The following is a 19,552-nucleotide window of genomic DNA, read 5'->3' as shown; positions in this document are numbered from 1 at the left end:
AGCGGTCAAGTCGTTGGAAGGTCTTGAGTGTGCATCTGCGAAAAGCAACCTCGCAATTGCGACAAATCTTTTCGCATGCCGTAGGGGCACTATTGAAAGGGCCGCGTGGAACTGATCCACGCGGCCCCTTTGGTCTCGGATTCGAGGTTGACCCTAAGGTCAGCCTGCATCTCAGCCGTTGGCGACCTTGCGCTGGTTGTCGCGCGCGGCCTTCAGCTTCTCGGCGACCAGGAACGCCAGCTCCAGGGCCTGCTCGCCGTTGAGGCGCGGGTCGCAGTGGGTGTGGTAGCGATCGGCGAGATCGGTCTCCGACACCGMGCGGGCGCCGCCCAGGCACTCGGTGACGTTCTGGCCGGTCATTTCCAGGTGCACGCCGCCCGGATGGACGCCTTCCGAATGGGCCACTTCCACGAAGGTCTTCACTTCGGAGAGAATGCGGTCGAACGGACGGGTCTTGTAGCCGGTCGAGGCCTTCAGCGTGTTGCCATGCATCGGGTCGGTGGCCCAGACCACCGAGCGGCCGTCGGCCTTGGTGGCCTTCATCAGGCGCGGCAGGCGATCGGCGATCTTGTCCGAACCGAAGCGGCCGTACAGCGTCAGGCGGCCCGGCTCGTTGTTGGGGTTCAGGACGTCGATCAGACGCAGGAGGTCGTCGCCCTCCATGGTCGGGCCGCACTTCAGGCCGATCGGGTTCTTCACGCCCCGCATGAACTCGATATGGGCGCCGTCCAGCTGGCGGGTGCGCTCGCCGATCCACAGCAGGTGGGCGCTGGTGTCGTACCAGTCGCCCGAGGTGCTATCGACGCGGGTCATGGCTTCCTCGAAGCCCAGCAGCAGCGCTTCGTGGCTGGTGAAGAACTCCACGCGCTTGAGGTCGGGCTGGGTGTCGGGCGTGACGCCGACGGCCGACATGAAGGTCAGGGCCTCGGAGATCTTCTCCGACAGTTCGCGGTAGCGCGCGCCCTGCGGGCTGTCGCCGACGAAGCCCAGGGTCCAGCGGTGGATGTTGTAGAGGTCGGCATAACCGCCGCTGGCGAAGGCGCGCAGCAGGTTCAGCGTCGCCGCCGACTGGCCGTAGGCCTTGAGCAGGCGGTCCGGGTCGGGCACGCGCTCTTCGGGGTTGAAGTCCATGCCGTTGATGATGTCGCCGCGATAGGACGGCAGCGTCGTCTCGCCGATCGTCTCGATCGGTTCCGAGCGCGGCTTGGCGAACTGGCCGGCGATCCGCCCGACCTTCACCACCGGCTTGCCGCCGGCGAAGGTCAGCACGACCGCCATCTGCAGGATCAGACGGAACGTGTCGCGGATGTTGTCGGCGTGGAACTCCTTGAAGCTCTCGGCGCAGTCGCCGCCCTGCAGCAGGAAGGCCCGGCCTTCCGCGACATCGCCCAGCAGCGACTTCAGGCGCCGCGCCTCGCCGGCGAAGACCAGCGGCGGCATCTGGCGGAGGGTCTGTTCAACACGCTCGACGGCGGCCGCGTCCGGATAATCGGTCGGCACGTGCTTGGCGGGTTTGGCTCTCCAGGTCGCGGGGGTCCACCGGGCGGTCATGATGATCTCGAAGTTCTAAAGGGTAGCGCTCATAGCGCACCCTAGGGGTAAAAGCAAAAATCGTGCGACGAACCGGCTGTAGCCTAGCCGACCGGGGAAATTTCGACCCACTCGTCGCTGTATCCGCCGCTCGAACGACGCACGGCGATACAGGCGATGACAGCCAGGGCGCCGACGGCGATCCACCACTCCTGCCAGACGCCGAAGCTCAGCGCGCCGACGACCAGATAGCTGGTCAGCGCCGCGCCGCTCATGGCCGCCGCGCCCCGATCGGTCTCGGCCGCGCGAGTGACACCGTGGGCCAGCCAGCAGAAGAAGGCGCCGACGAGCGCCGCCCCCACCGCGCCGAGTTCGAGCCACAGCTGAAGCTGGGCGTTGTGGGTGTGCAGCGGAATGGCGTCGCCGAAGGTGCGGCTGGCGTCCAGGCCCCAGCCACGGAACGGGTGGTCCTGGATGTGGTCGGCGGCGAAGGCCCAGATGTTCAGACGCGCGTCCCACGACGGGGGCACGAAGTCGTGCAGCCAGCCCCAGAAGCCGCTCTGGATGGCCCACAGCACGGCGATCGGCGCGACGACGAACGGAATGGCCACGATCAGGGTCAGCACGCGCCCGCCGATCTTGCCGGTCGCCTTGATCAGGAACCAGACGACAGCGCCCGCCGCCAGGGCGACCAGGCAGGAGTCGGCGCTCGACAGCACCGAGGTGGTGATGACGCCGGCCAGCAGCAGCACGACGCCCGCCTGCTTGCCCCGGCGCGCCAGCGCCGCGGCCGCCGGCCAGAACAGCACCGCCATCACGTAGCAGCCGATCGAGATCTTGACCTTGGCCAGGTCCGGCCGGATCGGATCGCCGGTCAGCACGCGCAGCTTCTGGAAGATCGACGCGCCGCTCATGGCGTCGACGCCGACGACCACGGCCAGGGCCAGTACGCCAAAGCCCATGACGGTGGCCGCCCGATCAGCCGCCTGGCCCGAGAGGCGCAAGGCGGCCGCCACGGCGGCTCCATAGAGCGCCAGCTGCAGGAACAGCTTCACCGCGGTGATCTTCTCGATGTCGCCGTAGTCCTTGAGCGATCCGGGCGGCGGCGCGGCCGGGCTCCAGGTCATGCTGACGGCGGCCCACACCGCCAGAAGCAGCAGCATCAGGGCCGGCGCGGCCGGCGCGCGAGGCTTGCCCATGATCGGCAGCACCAGCAGGCCCGCGAGCGCCATCAGCGGCGCGAAGCCCAGTTGCGCGGCGTAGCCGAGCAGCGGGGTGAGCGCGAAGATGAAGATCATCACGCCCCCGAGCCAGGGCGTGCCCTTCTCGGGAATAGCGGGAGCCTGGCTCATACGCCGCCCACCTCGGCCGGAACGTACTTCTCGCGCATGGTGACGAGTTCCTCGGCCAGGGTCGGGTGCACCGCGCAGGTCGAATCCCACTGCGACTTGGTCACGCCCATCTTCACGGCGATGGCGGCCATCTGGATGATCTCGGGGGCGTCGGGACCGACGACGTGGACGCCGACGACCTGCTCGTTGTCCTGTCGAACGACCAGCTTCATCAGGCAGCGCTCCTGGCCGCCGTAGAAGGTGAGCTTCATCGGCCGGAAGACGGCGCGATAGATGTCGACCTTGCCGAAGGCGTGGCGGGCCTCGGCCTCGCTCATGCCCACCGCGCCGATCGGCGGCTGCGAGAACACGGCCGAGGCGACCAGATCGTGATCGAAGGAGGTCGGATTGCCGTAGAATTCGGTCTGGGCGAAGGCCGCGCCCTCGCGGATGGCCACCGGCGTGAGGTTGATGCGGTCGGTGACGTCGCCGACGGCCCAGATGCTGTCGACATTGGTCTTGGAGTGGGCGTCGACGGCGATCGCGCCCTTGTCGTTCAGCTTCACCCCGGCGTTCTCGAGCCCCAGCCCTTCGACATAGGGGTCGCGGCCGGTGGCGAACAGGACGACGTCGCTCTCGAAGGTGAGGTTGTTGTTGAAGGTGCTGACGAGGCCGCCTTCGGTCTTTTCGATCGACTTGTGCGAGCAGCCCAGCACCACCTTGACGCCGCGCTTCTCCATCTCGTCGGCGAGATGCGAGCGCACGTCGTCGTCGAAGCCGCGCAGGATGTTCGAACCGCGGTAGCAGAGCGTGGTCTCGACGCCAAGACCGGCATAGATGCCGGCGAACTCGACGGCGATATAGCCGCCGCCGACCACCAGCACGCGCTTGGGCAGGGTGGGCAGGTGGAATGCCTCGTCCGAGGTGATCCCGTGCTCGGCGCCCTCGAACTCCGGACGCACCGGGCGGCCGCCGGTGGCCACCAGGATCCGCTTGGCGGTGTAGCGGCCGGCGTCGCCTTCCGAGCCTTCCTTGGGCAGCACCTCGACGGTGTGGGCGTCGAGGATCCGCGCCTTGCCGTGCAGCAGGTGGGCGCCGGCCTTGCGCAGGTTGGTGACGTAGATGCCCGACAGGCGCGCGATCTCGACGTCCTTGTCGTGCAGGAAGGTCTTCCAGTCGAACGAGGCCTCGCCGATCGTCCAGCCGTAGCCCTTGGCGGTCTTCAGCTGGCTGGAGACCTCGCTGGCGTAGACCATGAACTTCTTGGGCACGCAGCCGCGCACCACGCAGGTGCCGCCGACCCGGTACTCCTCGGCCACGGCGACCTTGGCGCCCGACAGGGCCGCCAGCCGCGCGGCGCGCACGCCGCCCGAACCGGCGCCGATGACGAAGAGGTCGAAGTCGTACTCAGCCATCATCGGCTCCGGATCAAAGCGAACTTGAAGTAGCGGGATATGGGATCAAGGCAGAAGCTTGACCACCCCATCGTCGGTTCCCACCAGGGCCTCGTCGGCCAGGTCGAGGAACAGGCCGTGATCGACCACGCCGGTGACGGCCTTCAGCGCCGCGGCCAGGGCCGCCGGCTCGGCGATCGCGCCCGAGGCCATGTCGTAGATCACGTTGCCGCCGTCGGTGACGACGATGCCCCGGTCGGCCATGCGCAGGCGCGGCGGCGGCAGGTCGAACTCGGCGGCGATGTCGGCCAGGCGGCGTCCGGTATGGGGGTGGCCGAAGCGCACCACCTCGATCGGCAACGGGAACTTGCCCAGCACCTTCACGTGCTTGGCGGCGTCGGCGATGACGACGCAACGCTTGGAGGCCTCCCAGACCAGCTTCTCGCGCAGCAGGGCCGCACCGCCGCCCTTGATCAGGGAAAGGCCCGGGCCGATCTCGTCGGCGCCGTCGACGGTCAGATCGATCGACATGACGTCGTCCAGCGTCGCCAGCGGGATGCCGAGTTCGCGGGCGAGGCTCGCGGTGGCTTCCGAGGTCGGCACGCCGCGGACGTCGAGCTTGCGGGCCGCCAGCGCCTTGACGAACCAGGCGGCGGTCGAGCCGGTGCCCAGGCCCACGACCATGCCCGGCTCCACCAGCAGGGCGGCGGCTTCACCCGAAGCCTTCTTCTGCGCGTCGGCGCTCATGCCTTCTTGTCCTTCTTTGCCAGCTTCTGGGCCTGCTTGAGGGCGCGGAACTTGGCCGCCCACCCGGTCTTGTTGGCTTGCGGGGCGCGGCTCAGCGCCAGGTCGCCGGCCGGCACGTCGGCGGTGATCACCGAGCCCGAGCCGGTCATCGCCCCGTCGCCGATCCGCACGGGCGCGACCAGGGCCGAGTTCGAGCCGATGAAGGCGCCCGCGCCGACATGGGTCTCGAACTTCTCGAAGCCATCGTAGTTGCAGAAGATCGTGCCGGCGCCGATGTTGGCCTTCGGTCCGACCGTGCCGTCGCCCAGATAGGTCAGGTGGTTGGCCTTGGCGCCGGCGCCGACCTTGACCTTCTTGACCTCGACGAAGTTGCCGATGTGGGCCTCAGCACCGATCTCGGCCCCCGGACGCAGGCGGGCGTAGGGGCCGATCAGGGCTCCCTCCCCGACGCTGGCGCCTTCCAGGTGGCTGAAGGCCTTGATCACCGCGCCCGAGGCGACGCTGACGCCCGCGCCGAACACCACGAACGGCTCGACGGTCACGCCCGCGGCGATCGTCGTGTCCCACGACAGGTGCACGGTCTCGGGCGCGGGCATGGTCACGCCCTCGGTCATCAGGGCGGCGCGGCGGCCGGCCTGCCAGACGGCTTCGGCCGCGGCCAGTTCGGCCTGGGAGTTGACGCCCTGCACCGCGGCCTCCGGCGCGAAGGTGGCGCGGGTGGCCAGCTTGCGATCATGGGCGATGCCGACGATGTCGGTCAGGTAGTACTCGCCCTTGGCGTTGTCGTTGCCGACGGCGGCCAGCAGGTCGAACAGTTGGGCCCGGTCGGCGGCCAGGACCCCGGAATTGCAGTGCTTGAGCGCCAGGACGGCCGGCTCGGCGTCCTTGGCCTCGACGATGCGCAGCAGCACATGGCCGGGCGCCAGCACCAGGCGGCCATAGGCGCCCGGATCGGCGGCCTCGAAGCCCAGCACGGCGACATCGGTTCCGGCGGCGCGCAGGTCGAACAGCGGCGCGATCACCGGGGCGTTCAGCAGCGGGCAGTCGGCATAGGTGACGACCACGTCGCCATCGAAGTCGGCCAGGGCGTCCTTGGCGGCCAGCACGGCGTGGCCGGTGCCCAGCGGCGGGTCCTGCACGACGGTGGCGTTCGGGCCCAGACGCTTGCGGGCATGCTCGCCGACCTGCGGGCTGTGGGCGCCGACCACCACCACGATCCGCTCGCAGCCCAGGGCCTGAGCGGCGTCGATGGCGTGGTCGAGCATCGGCCGACCGCCGACCTTGTGCAGCACCTTGGGCGTCGGCGACTTCATGCGCGTGCCCTGGCCGGCGGCCAGAATCACGGCGGCGCGGGGGCGACCCGTGTGATGATTGGGGGCGATCTGCGTCATGCTCGGCGCGACTCCGAAGCGAACCAAAGTTGCATTAGCCGCGCCTTTAGCCGAAAGGCCAGAGCCATGTCTCTCTCGCACGCTCTCAAAGACAGCACGATCGCCTTCGACCTCGACGGCACCCTGGTCGACACCGCGCCGGACCTCGTGGGCGCGCTGAACACCATCCTCGCCGAGGAGGGCCTGCCCGCCCTGCCCTTCGACGACGTGCGCAAGATGGTCGGGCGCGGCGCCAAGGCCCTGCTGGAACGCGGCTTCGCCGCCGCCGGGGCGCCGCTGGACGCCGAGCGCGCCCCAAGGCTCGTCGAGCGCTTCATCGCCATCTATCTGGGCCGCATCGCCCACGAGAGCGCGCCGTTCGAGGGCGTGGTCGAGACGCTGGAAGCCCTGAAGGCCGCCGGCGCGCGCCTCGTCGTCTGCACCAACAAGCTGACCCACCTGTCGGTGGCCCTGCTGGACGCCGTCGACCTCACCCGATTCTTCGACGCCGTGGTCGGCGCCGACGACGCCCCCGCCCCCAAGCCCGATCCGCGCCATGTGCTGGCGGCCATCGCCGCGGTCGACGGCGACCCGGCTCGCGCCGTCATGGTGGGCGACAGCATCAACGACGTGCTCAGCGCCAAGGCCGCCAAGGTGCCCGCCCTGCTGGTCTCGTTCGGCTACACCGAGGCTCCGGTGGAGACATTGGGCGGAGATCTGTTGATAGATCGCTTTTCCGAGGTGCCTGAGGCCGCAATCTCGCTTTTGGCCTCTTGCGGCGCAGAAAAGAGCGGTCTATAGCCCCCTTCCTCTCGCGGCGGGGACTTCTTCGGAAGGCCTAGCCCACACGGCGGATGCGTAGCTCAGCGGGAGAGCACCTCGTTCACACCGAGGGGGTCACAGGTTCAATCCCTGTCGCATCCACCACTTCCTTCCCAAGCATAATGCAGACAACGTCACGGGCGCACAGGTCGCGTCAGCGCGCGCGAACGCCTGTCGCGTCCGACGTCTCTAAGCGTCGGCAATGTTCACGGATGACGAGCCCGGTGGAGCGGAGAACCGCTCCACCGGTCGCGGCCGACTCGATCGCCGGCCGACGAACTTGCTCAGGCTGCGGCGACGGGTCCGCCGAAGGTGACGCGCTTGCGCTCGCCGGTCTGGGGGTCGGTGCGGTGCAGGTTGACCTGGCGGTTGGCGAACGGGCCGTTCATCAGGTCCAGCAGCATGATCTCGGTCAGCTTGTTCTCGGCCGTGGCGAACGGCGAGATCATCTCGACCAGCCAGAGCCGATCGCCGGAGGTCCAGTCGGCGGCCTCCAGGGGCTCGCCGGCCTCAAGCTTGGCCTCGGCGGCCGCCGACAGGTTGGCCCAGATCGCCACGCCCAGGGGCAGGCTCTCCAGGCCCTCGCGGGTGAGGCCGAGCTTGGCGAACTCGGCCGGGTCGGCGTCGCTCAGCCCCGGGGGTGGGGCCGAAGCGGAAGATGCGGAACTGCTCGCTGACGACGGCCGGCATGAACGACCACTCCAGCGCCTTGATCTTCAGTTCGCGGTGCAGGGGCGACTGGCTGAGCAGCCAGACGATCTGGCCGAGGGCCTCGGCCACGGTGCGGGGCGCACCGTGGCTCTGATCGGAAGAAATGGTAGCTGAAATGGTCATCAGGACGCTCGAACATCAGGCAGCGCCGTAAGCAGCGCCAGGGATTGGGCGTGGCCGGCGCGCAGGGCGTCCGGACCGAATGCGCCCTCGTCGACGGTGAAGCCGGCCATGGCCTGCACCATCTTCAGACGGTTCTTCTGGGCCAGCGACAGGCCGCCGTCCAGCGCCGAGGGAGCCTGCGCCCGATCAGCGAGTCGTAGTCGGCGGTCGACAGGCCCGCCCCCGACAGATCGCCCGCCTGCAGCAGCGCCGACAGGTCTGCGCTGCCCGGACGGCCCGGCGCAAGGGCGGCCAGCAGCGCGGGATCGGCCCCCGCGCCGGCGGTCGCCGGCTCGTCGACCTGCGGCTGCGCGACGTTCTCGCCCGAGGCCGCCCGCGACTGCTGGGCGGCGGCCGGGGAAGACGACGAGCGGTCGATCTCGTCGAGCGGCTTTTCCTCCTGGGCCGCCTTCGACGCGGCGGAAGCGTCGGCGGCGGTTTCGAGGACCTGCTCGGCCGAGACCTGCTGGTTGGAGGCCCCCGTGGCGGTGACCGAGGTCTCGCCGCCGTTCCACGCGGCCAGCGCTTCCTCGACGAGCGCTTCACGCCAGGCGTGAGGCGAAGCCAGGGCGTCGCCGAAGAGCGCGCTGGACGGAAGAACCGGCGTCAGCAGGGCGTCGGGTTCGGAGGACGCGACGGAGGCCTCCACGCCCAGCGGCCTGGCGGCCGGCTCGGCGCTGAGGTCGTAGGACAGCATGACGTCGCCCACGGCCAAGTAGGAGCCGTCCTCCAGCAGGGCGTTGGCATGCGCCAGGACGAGGTTGTCCTGGGCGCCCGCCTGGCTGGCGCCGGTCTTGGCGCCCGTCAGGTCGAGCCCGACGATCCTGACCTGGCTCAGCCGCCGCAGTTCGTCGGCCTGGCTGACGCCGTCCTGGTTGGCGTCGCGCCAGACCAGGAAGTCGCCAAAGCGCGCATCGGCGGCGTCCAGCACGCCGTTGCCGTCGGTGTCGTAGGCCGCCAGCCCCTCAAGGTCGCTGGTCGCGCCCGCCAGATCCTGGACGAACGAGATCTCCGCCCCCGATCCGATGACGCCGTCGCCGTTGCGGTCGAGGGCCAGGAACGCATCGTCCTTGCCGACCCAGCCGGTGCGAACCGCCTGGCCATCGCCCAGCACGTCGAAACGAACCGTCGAGGTCGAGCGCGAGACGAGCTCCACGCCGTCGCCGTCCAGGTCGATGACGACGGGCGGCAGCAGGCCGGAGCTGGCCTCCTGGCCTTCAGCCGGCGCCGAAGCGGGCGGCTCGCCGTCAGCCGGCGGCTCGGTGCTGACCAGCGTCAGCTCGATCTGCGGCGCGACGGCCAGCATCACGTCGCCGGCGGTCCCCCACGTGCCGTCGGCCCGCTGGAAGCTGGTCGTGCCGTGGATGTAGCTGTCGTCGTCGGACGCAGCGCTGTTGACCGTCTCCAGAGTGAGATTGATGGCCGTGACGCCCGCCTGGGTGAGCGTCATCAGCTCGCCCTCGTCGCTGACCGCGTCGCCGTCGAGATCCCGCCAGACGAGGAACTCGCCGAAGCGCTCGTCGCCGGCGTCGAGGAAGCCGTTGCCGTTGCTGTCGTAGGCGCGCAGGCCTTCCAGGTCGGAGATGGCTTCGGGCGCGTCGTTCACGAACGAGATCTCGGTGACGTCGCCGATCCGGCCGTCGCCGTTACGGTCGAGGGCCAGGAAGCCGTCGCCCGACGAGATCCAGCCCATGGCGGCGTCGTCGCCCTGGCCGGTCTGGTCGAAGACGACCGTGCTGCTCAGCCTGCCAGGCAGGTTGACGCCGTCGAGGTCGAGCACCACCGGCGCGACGCGGGTCACCTCACCCCAGCCGGCCTCGTATGTATAGTAGCCATACTCACCACGCTCGTAGGTGACCTTGATGGATATCGTGCCATTGAAGTCCCATTGGTCCGGCTCGTACGGATCAATGCGCTGGTGGATCAGCTTGAACTTCTTGCTGTCGGCGCTCGTCCAGGTCTCGCCGGCGGAGTGCTCCCCGCCGAACCAGGAAATACCGTTCATCAGCGTGAAGGTCAGGGAACCGCCACCGCTGGAGGACACGCCCTGGAAGGTGACGAACTTGTAGTAGTAGCCCCTGGTGCGATTTCCCACCGTCTGGCCGGTGTAGTAGGTCGTGACCACCGGCGCTTCGTTGGCGTTGGCGACATTGATCGTCAGCAACGCGCTCCGCGACTCTCCTGCCCCATCCTGATCGGCCACCGTGACGGTGAGATAGTAGGGATAGGCGTGGGCCTCGTAATTGATCGCGCCGTGAAGGACCACCTGCCCAGCTTCGTTGATCGCGAAGTTCTCGGCGCCATCGCCCGACAGGGTGACCTTGAGCTTTCCGTTGAGACCAACGTCAGGGTCGCCGAGAGAAACAGTTCCAACCGGCGTGCCGGGAGCTGAGTTCTCGACAACGGTCATGGTCGCTTCATTGACGAACGGCGCGTCGTTGATGTAGGTGACGCTGATCGTAAACTGGCGGTCGACCGTGAGACCGTCGGCATCGGTAGCGCGCACCGTGATCGACCGGCTCGCACCGTCGTTGTAGCTGATCGGCGTCGCCCCCGCCCTCAGTTCGCCATTGGCGCCCAGGGTGAAGCGGCCGCCGACATCGCCGACCAGTTCGTACTTGACGATGTTGCCTTCGGGATCTGTTCCGCCGAACGAGGCCAGCAGCGTGCCTTCCGCGGTTCGTTCGGCGACGCTGAGCCCGCCGCTGCCGACCCAGATGTCGGTCGGCGCCTCGTTGACGTTGGCGACGTTGACGGTGACCTGTTCCTGGCGCGTGGCGCCCGAAGGATCGCTCGCTTCGATGGTCAGGGTGTAGGACGTGACCGCCTCGTAGTTCAGAGTCCCGTTGAGGATCAGGTTCGGTCCACTGAAGGCGAACGGCCCGCCGCCGACCACGCGGTAGGTCAGGTTGTCGCCTTCCGGGTCGCTGTGATCKAAAGGCGTCACGACAGCGCCGACGCTCGCATTCTCCGCGATCGTCAGTCCCCCCGTCGGCCAGAAGTCGGTCGGCGTCTCGTTGACGTCCTCGAAGCGGTACCAGAGCCAGCTGGCGTCGTTGGACTGCAGCGAACCGTCCGTCGACCGGACGGCGATGGCCACCGCCGCCTCCAGACGGCCGTCGCCATCGCTGTCGCTGATGACGAGTTGGCCGTCGGCCTGGCCCTTCAAGGTCTCGAAGTCGACGTTGATCCCAGCCCTCAGGCGCAGCTGATTGCCGCTGACATAGAACCAGTCGAACCGGTCGAAAACATCGACGAAGCCGGGCGCGGTACCTTCCGGATCCGAAGCCGAAAGCGTCGCCACGAGCGTATCGCTGCTGACCCCCTCCCCGCTCATGCTGGTGATCTGATGCACCGAAGGCGCAGTCGGAGCCTCGTTGACGTTGGTCACGCCGACCGTGAACACCTCGTCGTAATAGGCGCCGTAGCTGTCGGTGACGCGGATCGTCAGGTTGTAGGACGCGGCCGCCTCGTAGTTCAGCCCGCCGTTCACGACCAGCGTCGAACCGCTGAACGCGAACGGACTGGCGCCGCTGACGATGCTGTAGGTCGCGCCGTCCGTCGTGTCGGGATCGGTGCGGGAGAACACGCCCACAACCGTGCCGACGCCGGCGTTCTCGGCCTCGGCATGGCCGGGTCGGCCAGGGCGATATTCTCGCGCACCGTGCGGTTGAAGAGGATGTTTTCCTGCAGCACCACGCCCACTTGGCGGCGCAGCCAGGCCGGATCGACCACGGCCAGGTCGACGCCGTCGACCAGCACGCGACCACGCTCGGGCGTGTGCAGGCGCTGGATCAGCTTGGTCAGGGTCGACTTGCCCGAACCCGAGGGCCCGACCACGCCGATCACCTCGCCCGGCGCGATCTCCAGGTCGAGGTCGGTCAGCACCTGCGGGCCGTCGGCCTTGTAGCGGAACGACACCTTTTCCAGCGCGATGCGGCCCTCGATGGCCGGCAGACGCGAGCGCGAGGTCGAGGCGACCGGTTCGGTCGGGGAGTTGAGGATGTCGCCCAGCCGCTCGACCGAAAGGCGCGCCTGCTGGAAGTCCTGGGCCAATTGGGCCAGGCGCAGCACCGGGCCGGAGACCTGGCCGGCCAGCATGTTGAAGGCCACCAGTTCGCCGACGGCGAGGTTGTCGCCCACCACCAGCCGCGCGCCGAAAAACAGCAAGGCCACGCCGGCCAGCTTGTTGATCAGCTGGATCGCCTGCGAGCCCCAGTTGGACAGCATGCGCGCGTCGAAGCTCGACTTGATGTAGCCGGCCAGCTGCCGCTCCCAGCGGGCCTGCATCTGCGGCTCGACCGCCAGGGCCTTCAGCGTCTCGACGCCAGTCACCGCCTCGACCAGGAACGACTGGTTCTCGGCCCCGCGGGCGAACTTCTCGTCGAGCTTACGGCGCAGGGCCGGCCCGACCAGCAGCACCACCGCCGCGTAGAGCGGCAGGGTGATCAGCACGATCAGCAGCAGCCAGGGGCTGTAGAGCCACATCACGGCCAGGAAGATCGAGGCGAACAGCAGGTCGAGCACGGCCGTCAGGGCCGACGAGGTCAGGAACTCGCGGATGTTCTCCAGCTCGCGAACGCGCGCCACGGAGTCGCCCACCCGCCGGCTCTGGAAGTAGGCCATCGGTAGGTGGGTCAGGTGCGAGAAGAGCTTGGAGCCGAGCTCGGCGTCCACCCGGCTGGTCGTGTGCGAGAACAGGTAGGTGCGCAAGCCGCCCATGGCGACGTCGAAGACCGAGACCACCAGCAGGCCGACGGCCAGCACTTCCAGCGTGGTCAGGCTCTTGTGGACCAGGACCTTGTCGATCACCACCTGGAAGAACATCGGGGTGATGAGCCCCAGGACCTGCAGGAACAGCGAGGCCAGCAGCACGTCGCGCAGCAGGTTGCGATACTTGACCAGGGCCGGGATGAACCAGCTGACGTCGAACCGGCGCGCGCCGCCCGCGACATGCTCGCGCGTGGTCATCAGCAGGAACTGGCCGCTCAGGATTGCGCCGGCCTCGACCGCGTCCAGAGCCATCGGCCGGCCGGCGCCCACGTCGTAGACCAGCAGCCGGCCGCCCTGGGCCTGCAGCAGGACCATGCACGTTCCGTCCTTGCGCAGGGCCAGGGCCGGCAACGGCAGCCGGTCGATCCGATCGATGCGGGACGAGGCCAGCTTGGCGCGGATCTCCAACCGCTTGGCCAGTCGCAGCAGATCGCCCGGCGACAGGTCTGCGGCCGGCACGCCCAGGCTGTGGGAGAGCTGCTCGGGATCCAGGCTGATGTTCAGAAAGGCGGCCACCGCCACGAAGGCGGTGAGCAACGGGGTCGCGGGCGCGTTCGAAACGTCGAACGGCGCATCGCCATCAAGCGGCACGACGGCTCTCCATGCAAGAGAACCGGATCTGACGAACGCCCCACATACTCAACCCCACCAAGTCGGAAGCATCGTTGCACAACTGTAATTGATGGCAACCAACGGCTGTGTTTAGCTTCGCCCTATCCACACCTTTTGCTACAGCTTGCCCGCGCCTTCCCCGAAAAGTCGTACAGCGGATTCCGCCGAATGACTGCGGCCAGGGACCGACATGGACGCGGGCGGTTGGCCGTCGCGCTCCAGGCAGGGTATCCCGGCGAAATCGAAGCAGAGCACGAAGGGGCCCATCGGCCGCCATGCAGGTTAGCGAGATCTTCTGGGCACTGGCCGCGGTCGTCCTGGGACCGTTCGTGGGCAGTTTCATCTGCCTGCTGACCCTGCGCCTGCCGGCGGAACGGCCGTGGGCGGCGAGCCGCTCGGCCTGCGACGGCTGCGGTCGGAAACTCGGCCCGCTCGACCTGATCCCGCTGATCAGCTTTCTGGCGCTGCATGGCCGGTGCGGCCGCTGCGGCGCGCCAATCCCGCGCCGATACCTGCTGCTGGAGGTGGCGTGCCTGCTGATCGGCGCCTGGAGCGCGGCGGCTTTCGACGGCCCCGTGACGCTGGCGACAGCTGTGTTCGGATGGTGGCTGCTGCTGCTGGCGGTGATCGACGGCGAGCACTTCTGGCTGCCCGACCGGTTGACCCTGCCGCTGGGGGCGGCCGGTTTCGCGGTCTCGATCCTGGTGCTGCGCGAACCGGTCTGGACGCCCGTGCTGGGCGCGGCGGTCGGCTTTGCGTCGCTGTGGCTTCTGGCCTGGGCCTACAAGCGCCTGCGTGGGCGGGAAGGCCTTGGCGGCGGCGATCCTCGCCTGCTGGGCGCCATCGGCGCCTGGACGGGCTGGAGCGCCCTGCCCTCGGTCGTCGTCTGGGCGGGGCTGGCCGGGATCAGCGTCGCCCTGGCGCAGCTGGCCCTGCGCCGCCAGGTGACGCTGGACCAGCGCCTGCCGTTCGGCGTGTTCCTGGCCATCGGCGCCTGGCTGACCTGGCTGCTAGGGCCGCTTCACGGCTTTCTCGGCTGACGGGACAAGTCGCGCGGTGACGATGCGCCGGACGCCTGCGGCGTCCTTGACGAAGCCCCGGTCGAGCGCGGCCTGCACCAGTAAGGGATCGGCCGTGGCCGCCGCGATCTCGGCCTGGAGCCGCCCCACGCCGTCCGCACGCAACGTGATCACGGCGCCCGCGCCGCCGGCCGGCGTCAGCCGCGCGACCCAGTCGCCGCCCACGCAGGCCGGCGCGCCCGAGAACGTCGCTCCCGCCAGCAAGGGATCCTGCGCGGCGCGGAAGCGGATCTGGCCTGCGGCGCGCCGGCAGCGGCCGTCCCGGAACAGCGCGGTCACGCCCGTGGCCTCGATACGCCCGGGCAACTGATCGGCGTCCAGCGAGATCGGTCCGGTCAGGCCTTCCACGCCCTTGTCGCGCCCGGTGCGCAGGATGAAGGCGCGACCAGCGACCTTGTCCTTGGCGTGCACCCGAAGATCGCCCGCGAGCAGGGCCCAGGGCGAAAGTCCGATCTGGAAGCTTCCCAACCTGCGCCCCTGGGCGGTGGCAAGCGCGACACGGCCGCGCCAGACCGTGCCGGACGCCTCGGAAACCCGCAGCACCGCGCCCTCGGCCAGCCGCCCCGTCAACACGGTCACTGGGGCCAGGGTCGCGACCACAACGACGCTCAGCCCCGCCAGCACCGCGATCATCGTCCGCGTCTTCATGGCGTCGTCCTGGCGAAGGTGATCTCGGCCTCGACCAGGCCGTTGTCGAGGCGCGAGGCGGTAAAGCCGTCGACGCGGAGGCCGCTCTGGCGCTCCAGCGACGCGACCCACGGCAACAGGGCGCGCCCTTCGATGGCGGTGATCCAGATGGTGAAGGCGCCCTCGCCTTCCTGCCGCTTGCGCGCGATCGGCACGCCAAGGCCTGCGGCGCTGGTTTCCACGATCGCCGCCACCGGACGGGCATCGGGCCTGGACGGCGCGGCCTTGACCGAAGCGAGCTTCAGCGCGGCGGCCTGCTCGCGGGCCTCCTGGAGGCGTTGACGGGTCTCCCCGCTCGCCCGCTTCAGGGGCGTGACCACGCCATAGAAGCCGCCGACGCCCAGGAGCGCCGCGGCCATGACCGCCAGCATGACCCGCTCGCGCGGCGTGCGGCCGTCCCACGCCCGGCGCGCGGTTTCCAGGATCTGGCTCATGGCTTGCTCCGGACGATCAGGTCGCTGGTGACGCGCTGGCCTTCGGTGACCGTTCCCTGCTCGACGACGTCGAGCCCCCCGCCTTTCAGCGCCTCGCGCAACTCGTCCATGTCTGAATAGTTGGCATAGGAGACCGACGAGCGGATCGCGCCGTCCTGGCCATGGACCAGGGTGTCGAGGCGCATGCCCGGCACAGCCCGCACCGCGGCGAGATAGCTGGCTGCGAGATCGCCGAACCCCTGCCGCCCGCGCGCCTGCAGCCGGCCGACGGCGTATCGCGCCGGATCGCCGTAGCGCGCAGCTTCCGGAACCATGCGCACGGCCAGGGCGGCGTTGCGACGTTCGAGCTCGCGGGCTTCCAGCCCGTCCTTGCCGATCTGCGCCAACGGCAGGACCAGCGGCGAGACCAGGACCAGGGCGGCCAGAACGGCAAGACGCTTCCAGCGGAGGGCCGGCCCCTGGGCGCGCGGCGCGAACTGACCCTGCAGCAGATCGACCGGCGGGCGCGCCGCGCTCGCCAGCAGCCAGCTGTCGAGCTCGGAAGCCGGGATGTAGCGGTGCGGCCGGTCGCCAACTACCGCCGACGCCAGTTCGGGCTCGACGCCGAACGCCAGGCCCTCGGCTCGTACGCCCAGCCGCTCGCCGAACGAGGCCAGGACGGTGCGGCCTTCGGCGTCGTTCGGCAGCAGCAGGTAGTCGGGCACGGCGCCGGTGACGACGACGCCTCGCGCCTGCGCCGCCTCCAGGCCCGAGCGCAACTCCTCGCGGTCGACCCAGACCACCAGCGCCCGCCCTTCGGCGTCGCGCTCGCCCACAGCCAGGTGCAAGCCTTCGGCGCCGGACGCAACGGCGTCGCCGATCCGGAACACCGCCGCGGCCCGCGCCTGGGCGGGGCTGCCGGCCGGGAGGTCGAGCCAGCGGGTCACGGCCTTGGCGCCCGGCAGGACGAGCACGGCCGAGCCGCCGCCCTGCTCGCTGGGCAGCAGCTTGCGGCGCACCGGCCCGTGGGCGCCGGCCTCGACGATCTCGGCGGCCTCGTCGGGCCTTTCGGGGAGAAGCAGCAGACGGGTCATTCTTCCAGGGTCCAGCGCCGGGCGACGAGACGGACGCGGTTCGTCGGGCCGGCTTCGAAAAGCGAGGTCATGAAGGTTTCGCCGCCGGCCAGGCCGACACGGCTTTCCAGCGAGAAGTAGCGGGTGCGAAAGAGCGCCTGGTCGCGAACGCCGTCGGCCAGCGCCGCGCCGGCCAGGGCCTGCTGGCCCCAGAAGGCCTCAGGGTCCGACCAGCCGCCCGTCGGACGCGCGGCGAGCGCCTGGCGGGCGCTTTCCGGCGAGACGGCCCCCAAGGTGATCGCCGACAGCAGCACGGCTCGCTCCTGGGGCAAGGTGTTGACGTTGATCGGCGACAGGTCGGTGGTCGGCAACGCGCAGACATGGGGGCGCAGCAAGGCGTAGACCTTGGCGTCGAAGCCGCGCACGGCCCGCAGTTCGCTGACCTCGGCCAGCGGCCCGCCGGCCGTGCGATACGGCGCCGCGACCGAGGCGTAGCCGTCGTCCTCCAGGCCCGCCGGCCCCACGTCGTTGCTGTCGATCCATTGCGCCAGGCCTTCGGCGAGGCCTGGGCCATCGGGCGCGCCCAGCAGGGTTATCAGGCTGGCGAGCTGGCGCACGCCCAGCTCGCGACGGCGGAACGGCTCGCCCTGGTCAGCCTCGACCACGCTGTTGAGGTTGAAGCACCCGGTGGCGTCGGCGAGGCGCGCCTGGATCACGCCACCCTCGATCGGAAATTCCACGGACCGTCCGTTCCAGTCGCCTTCCAGCGACGTCTTGCCAGGATCGCGCGCCAGAAGCTGGTCGATGTGCGAGCGGGCCATCTGCTCGCCGCCGAGGGCGTACCAGCGCGCCTGACCGCCGACCTGGGCGTTGAACGAACGGCGCAGACCAAAGCGGATGTCTTCCAGCACCCCGACGGCGATGATGCCGATGACGGCGACCATCAGCAGCACCGTCAGCAGGGCCGCGCCTTCCTCGTGAGCGCGCTTCATCGCCCCTCTCCCGAGGTCAGGAACAACTGGTCGACCCGGCCGAGGTCGGCCAGCGTCATGTCTAGACGGACCGCGGTCGGGATGTCGGTCTGCGGATTACCCTTCCAGGTCGGCGTCCACGCGCCATTGAACAGGAAGGCGGGCCGGACGCCGTCGACATCGCGCAGCAGCACCTGCGGCGGACCGAGGCGCGCGCCGTCCAGCGCCGGGCGCGCGCGGCGCTCCAGCCGGCCCTCGACCAGGGCGTACTCGACATACTGGAGCGAGGCGCGGGGATCGGCGTCGGGGTTCTCCCAGCCCCGCCTCACGAAGGCCAGCAGCGGGCCGCCGCCGCCCCAGGGATCACCGCCGGCGAAGGCGGTCAGGGCCGGACGGCCGTCCTCGCCACGCGTGCGGCGGGCCGCGGCCTGCGAGAGGTCGGCCTTGAGGATGGCCCGGGCGCGCTGCAGCTCGGCATGACGATCGACCGTCGCGCGCACCGCGCCCTGGTTGGAGAGGGTCGAGCCCATCACGGCCACGCCCGCCGCGCTGATCAGGGCGAAGATCAGCACCGCCACCAGCATCTCGACCAGGGTGAAGCCCTTCATCGCGCGCCCCGAAACAGCGAGGCCCGGGCCAGCGGCGTCCGCGCGCGAGGCGCGGCGACGACGATGTCGACGCGAACGATGGCGGGATCGGCGGTGCGGCTGACCTGACGCGTCCAGGCCCAGGGTCTGCCGCCGGCCGTCTCGATCCCGGCGCTGAGCCCGATGGCGAGCGGCGTTGCGCTGGCCATGGCTTCCACCGCGCGGTTGTCCAGCACCACCTCGGCCAGAACGCGGTCGGAAAGCCGGCCGCCGGCCCGCGTGTTCTCACCGGCGAGGTTCAGCAGGGCCAGCACCGCCAGGCTGAAGATCGCCAGGGCGACCAGCAGCTCGATCAGCGTAAAGCCAGCTTCAGAAGGGGCGCGGGGCATCGAGCGAGACGTTCCCTGCCAGGTCGACGACGACGGTGCGGCGCACCTGTCCGCGCGCGAGGGTGAACTCGGTGGGGTTGGCCAGCCCCGTGGGATCGAAGACCACCGTCGCATCGGGCGCCGCCGTGACCTGGGTGCCGTCCTCGAACGGCCGAGCCCGGAACGGCGCCTCGTCCAGGGGCCGCCAGTCGCGGCCCGCGCGGCGCTCGAACCGGTAGACGCCGCCGGCCGCCACCACGCGGACCTGCCCGCCGCGGAACACGGCCTCGTCGCGCGCACGCAGCAGGGCCGCGGCGAAGCGTTCGGCCTCCTGCGGCAGGCTCGGACGGCCGTCCGGCAGCGCCAGCACCACCGCGCCGGCCAGCAGCCCCATGATCACCAGGACGATCATGAGTTCGACGAGGGTGAAGCCCCCTCGCCGCTGGCGTCCGGGCGGGCGCTGGATGTCAGCCCCAGTTGCCAATGTCGGCGTCCTTGCCCTCGCCGCCCTCGCGGCCGTCGGCGCCGAACGAGAAGACGTCGATCGCCCCATGCTGGCCCGGCGAGCGGTACTGATAGTCGGCGCCCCACGGGTCCTTCGGCAGACGACGCACATAGCCGCCCTCGCGGTAGCGGTCGGGCTGGGCCAGGCTGGCCGGCGGCGTCACCAGGGCCTGCAGGCCGTCTTCGGTGCGCGGGAAGGCGAAGGTGTCGAGGCGATAGCCCTCAAGCGCCTGCTCCAGCACGGCCACGTCGGCGCGGGCCTTTTCCTTCATGGCCTTGTCCTGGCTGGGCAGGACGTTGATCGCCACGACGGTGGCCAGAAGGCCCAGGATGACGATGACGACCATCATCTCCACCAGGGTGAAACCGGCTTCGCGGACGCGGCGGCGGCGGGTCTTGTCAGGGGTGCGCATGGTCT

Annotated in this window: 21 protein-coding genes and 1 tRNA gene; 4 read left to right on the top strand and 18 right to left on the bottom strand. The window is 69.8% G+C overall.

Going from position 1 to position 19,552, the window contains the following annotated elements; translation table 11 throughout:
• Nucleotides 1-171 precede the first annotated feature (171 nt).
• The 5 genes from AC1DCG_RS12165 to glmU form a co-directional block, all read right to left on the bottom strand.
• Entirely contained in the window at nt 172-1,551 is a 1,380-nt protein-coding gene (locus tag AC1DCG_RS12165) for a class II 3-deoxy-7-phosphoheptulonate synthase (protein WP_477041500.1), read from the bottom strand.
• An 83-nt stretch (nt 1,552-1,634) separates the two neighbouring features.
• On the bottom strand, nt 1,635-2,882 hold the full coding sequence (locus AC1DCG_RS12160; RefSeq protein WP_477030580.1) for an O-antigen ligase family protein: 1,248 nt from the start codon (nt 2,880-2,882) through the stop codon (nt 1,635-1,637).
• Entirely contained in the window at nt 2,879-4,276 is a 1,398-nt protein-coding gene (gene gor / locus AC1DCG_RS12155; protein WP_477030579.1) for a glutathione-disulfide reductase, read from the bottom strand. The genes AC1DCG_RS12160 and gor overlap by 4 nt, the downstream gene beginning before the upstream one ends.
• A gap of 45 nt (nt 4,277-4,321) precedes the next feature.
• The gene (gene rpiA, locus AC1DCG_RS12150) at nt 4,322-5,002 is read right to left on the bottom strand and encodes a ribose-5-phosphate isomerase RpiA (RefSeq protein WP_165256218.1); all 681 of its coding nucleotides are present in this window, start codon (nt 5,000-5,002) and stop codon (nt 4,322-4,324) included.
• Nucleotides 4,999-6,393: a bifunctional UDP-N-acetylglucosamine diphosphorylase/glucosamine-1-phosphate N-acetyltransferase GlmU gene (glmU, locus tag AC1DCG_RS12145; RefSeq protein WP_477036762.1), complete on the bottom strand. Its 1,395-nt coding sequence runs from the start codon at nt 6,391-6,393 to the stop codon at nt 4,999-5,001. The genes rpiA and glmU overlap by 4 nt, the downstream gene beginning before the upstream one ends.
• A 66-nt stretch (nt 6,394-6,459) precedes the next feature.
• On the opposite strand from glmU, the gene gph reads away from it, so the two are divergent.
• Nucleotides 6,460-7,173, top strand: a complete 714-nt coding sequence (gph, locus tag AC1DCG_RS12140; RefSeq protein ID WP_477030577.1) for a phosphoglycolate phosphatase — start codon at nt 6,460-6,462, stop codon at nt 7,171-7,173.
• A gap of 51 nt (nt 7,174-7,224) precedes the next feature.
• Nucleotides 7,225-7,299: transfer RNA gene (locus tag AC1DCG_RS12135), tRNA-Val, on the top strand.
• Between the two features lie 179 nt (nt 7,300-7,478).
• Here AC1DCG_RS12135 and AC1DCG_RS12130 read toward each other — a convergent pair.
• Both AC1DCG_RS12130 and AC1DCG_RS12125 read right to left on the bottom strand, forming a co-directional pair.
• Complete coding sequence (locus AC1DCG_RS12130; RefSeq protein ID WP_477030576.1) at nt 7,479-7,751, bottom strand: toxin-activating lysine-acyltransferase; 273 nt, start codon at nt 7,749-7,751, stop codon at nt 7,479-7,481.
• Nucleotides 7,705-7,908 (bottom strand): hypothetical protein, encoded by a 204-nt coding sequence (locus AC1DCG_RS12125; RefSeq protein ID WP_477030612.1) that lies wholly within the window; start codon nt 7,906-7,908, stop codon nt 7,705-7,707. Before AC1DCG_RS12125 ends, AC1DCG_RS12130 begins: the two co-directional genes overlap by 47 nt.
• Between AC1DCG_RS12125 and AC1DCG_RS12120 the strand changes: the two genes are divergently transcribed.
• The gene (locus tag AC1DCG_RS12120; protein ID WP_477030614.1) at nt 7,853-7,999 is read left to right on the top strand and encodes a hypothetical protein; all 147 of its coding nucleotides are present in this window, start codon (nt 7,853-7,855) and stop codon (nt 7,997-7,999) included. The two genes, AC1DCG_RS12125 and AC1DCG_RS12120, sit on opposite strands and share 56 nt — an antisense overlap.
• A 28-nt stretch (nt 8,000-8,027) precedes the next feature.
• Here AC1DCG_RS12120 and AC1DCG_RS12115 read toward each other — a convergent pair whose 3' ends face one another.
• From AC1DCG_RS12115 to AC1DCG_RS12105, 3 genes are read right to left on the bottom strand one after another with little or no spacing between them, the layout of a single operon-like run.
• Nucleotides 8,028-8,150 carry a hypothetical protein gene (locus AC1DCG_RS12115; RefSeq protein ID WP_477030575.1) on the bottom strand — a complete coding sequence of 41 codons (123 nt, stop codon included), beginning with the start codon at nt 8,148-8,150 and terminating at the stop codon, nt 8,028-8,030.
• A 2-nt stretch (nt 8,151-8,152) separates the two neighbouring features.
• Nucleotides 8,153-11,656 carry a cadherin domain-containing protein gene (locus tag AC1DCG_RS12110; RefSeq protein WP_477041499.1) on the bottom strand — a complete coding sequence of 1,168 codons (3,504 nt, stop codon included), beginning with the start codon at nt 11,654-11,656 and terminating at the stop codon, nt 8,153-8,155.
• Entirely contained in the window at nt 11,557-13,431 is a 1,875-nt protein-coding gene (locus tag AC1DCG_RS12105; protein ID WP_477030573.1) for a type I secretion system permease/ATPase, read from the bottom strand. The genes AC1DCG_RS12110 and AC1DCG_RS12105 overlap by 100 nt, the downstream gene beginning before the upstream one ends.
• Nucleotides 13,432-13,727: 296 nt before the next feature.
• Between AC1DCG_RS12105 and AC1DCG_RS12100 the strand changes: the two genes are divergently transcribed.
• Nucleotides 13,728-14,492 carry a prepilin peptidase gene (locus tag AC1DCG_RS12100; protein ID WP_477030572.1) on the top strand — a complete coding sequence of 255 codons (765 nt, stop codon included), beginning with the start codon at nt 13,728-13,730 and terminating at the stop codon, nt 14,490-14,492.
• Here AC1DCG_RS12100 and gspN read toward each other — a convergent pair.
• From gspN to gspG, 8 genes are read right to left on the bottom strand one after another with little or no spacing between them, the layout of a single operon-like run.
• A complete protein-coding gene (gene gspN, locus AC1DCG_RS12095) occupies nt 14,463-15,179 on the bottom strand; it encodes a type II secretion system protein N (protein ID WP_477036760.1) in 717 nt (238 codons plus the stop codon). The two genes, AC1DCG_RS12100 and gspN, sit on opposite strands and share 30 nt — an antisense overlap.
• Nucleotides 15,176-15,652, bottom strand: a complete 477-nt coding sequence (locus AC1DCG_RS12090; RefSeq protein WP_477030570.1) for a type II secretion system protein M — start codon at nt 15,650-15,652, stop codon at nt 15,176-15,178. The genes gspN and AC1DCG_RS12090 overlap by 4 nt, the downstream gene beginning before the upstream one ends.
• Nucleotides 15,649-16,725: a type II secretion system protein GspL gene (gspL, locus tag AC1DCG_RS12085; protein WP_477030569.1), complete on the bottom strand. Its 1,077-nt coding sequence runs from the start codon at nt 16,723-16,725 to the stop codon at nt 15,649-15,651. The genes AC1DCG_RS12090 and gspL overlap by 4 nt, the downstream gene beginning before the upstream one ends.
• Complete coding sequence (gene gspK, locus AC1DCG_RS12080) at nt 16,722-17,696, bottom strand: type II secretion system minor pseudopilin GspK (protein WP_477036758.1); 975 nt, start codon at nt 17,694-17,696, stop codon at nt 16,722-16,724. Before gspK ends, gspL begins: the two co-directional genes overlap by 4 nt.
• Nucleotides 17,693-18,283: a type II secretion system minor pseudopilin GspJ gene (gene gspJ / locus AC1DCG_RS12075; protein ID WP_477030567.1), complete on the bottom strand. Its 591-nt coding sequence runs from the start codon at nt 18,281-18,283 to the stop codon at nt 17,693-17,695. The genes gspK and gspJ overlap by 4 nt, the downstream gene beginning before the upstream one ends.
• Nucleotides 18,280-18,651, bottom strand: coding sequence for a type II secretion system minor pseudopilin GspI (gspI, locus tag AC1DCG_RS12070; RefSeq protein WP_477030566.1), 372 nt, complete (start codon nt 18,649-18,651; stop codon nt 18,280-18,282). Before gspI ends, gspJ begins: the two co-directional genes overlap by 4 nt.
• Nucleotides 18,632-19,114, bottom strand: a complete 483-nt coding sequence (locus tag AC1DCG_RS12065; RefSeq protein ID WP_477030565.1) for a GspH/FimT family pseudopilin — start codon at nt 19,112-19,114, stop codon at nt 18,632-18,634. Before AC1DCG_RS12065 ends, gspI begins: the two co-directional genes overlap by 20 nt.
• The gene (gspG, locus tag AC1DCG_RS12060) at nt 19,098-19,547 is read right to left on the bottom strand and encodes a type II secretion system major pseudopilin GspG (RefSeq protein WP_477030564.1); all 450 of its coding nucleotides are present in this window, start codon (nt 19,545-19,547) and stop codon (nt 19,098-19,100) included. The genes AC1DCG_RS12065 and gspG overlap by 17 nt, the downstream gene beginning before the upstream one ends.
• Nucleotides 19,548-19,552 lie beyond the last annotated feature (5 nt).

This window comes from Caulobacter sp. 10L414 (genome assembly GCF_056395525.1).
Note: the sequence above shows the minus strand (reverse complement) of the source record. Positions and strands in the feature narration are given on the sequence as shown.

Coding starts and splice junctions, on each gene's coding strand:
- AC1DCG_RS12160 (WP_477030580.1), bottom strand. CDS start 2,882: ATGAGCCAGGCTCCCGCTATTCCCGAGAAGGGCACGCCCTGGCTCGGG.
- gor (WP_477030579.1), bottom strand. CDS start 4,276: ATGGCTGAGTACGACTTCGACCTCTTCGTCATCGGCGCCGGTTCGGGC.
- rpiA (WP_165256218.1), bottom strand. CDS start 5,002: ATGAGCGCCGACGCGCAGAAGAAGGCTTCGGGTGAAGCCGCCGCCCTG.
- glmU (WP_477036762.1), bottom strand. CDS start 6,393: ATGACGCAGATCGCCCCCAATCATCACACGGGTCGCCCCCGCGCCGCC.
- gph (WP_477030577.1), top strand. CDS start 6,460: ATGTCTCTCTCGCACGCTCTCAAAGACAGCACGATCGCCTTCGACCTC.
- AC1DCG_RS12120 (WP_477030614.1), top strand. CDS start 7,853: ATGCGGAACTGCTCGCTGACGACGGCCGGCATGAACGACCACTCCAGC.
- AC1DCG_RS12115 (WP_477030575.1), bottom strand. CDS start 8,150: ATGGTGCAGGCCATGGCCGGCTTCACCGTCGACGAGGGCGCATTCGGT.
- AC1DCG_RS12100 (WP_477030572.1), top strand. CDS start 13,728: ATGCAGGTTAGCGAGATCTTCTGGGCACTGGCCGCGGTCGTCCTGGGA.
- gspN (WP_477036760.1), bottom strand. CDS start 15,179: ATGAAGACGCGGACGATGATCGCGGTGCTGGCGGGGCTGAGCGTCGTT.
- AC1DCG_RS12090 (WP_477030570.1), bottom strand. CDS start 15,652: ATGAGCCAGATCCTGGAAACCGCGCGCCGGGCGTGGGACGGCCGCACG.
- gspL (WP_477030569.1), bottom strand. CDS start 16,725: ATGACCCGTCTGCTGCTTCTCCCCGAAAGGCCCGACGAGGCCGCCGAG.
- gspK (WP_477036758.1), bottom strand. CDS start 17,696: ATGAAGCGCGCTCACGAGGAAGGCGCGGCCCTGCTGACGGTGCTGCTG.
- gspJ (WP_477030567.1), bottom strand. CDS start 18,283: ATGAAGGGCTTCACCCTGGTCGAGATGCTGGTGGCGGTGCTGATCTTC.
- gspI (WP_477030566.1), bottom strand. CDS start 18,651: ATGCCCCGCGCCCCTTCTGAAGCTGGCTTTACGCTGATCGAGCTGCTG.
- gspG (WP_477030564.1), bottom strand. CDS start 19,547: ATGCGCACCCCTGACAAGACCCGCCGCCGCCGCGTCCGCGAAGCCGGT.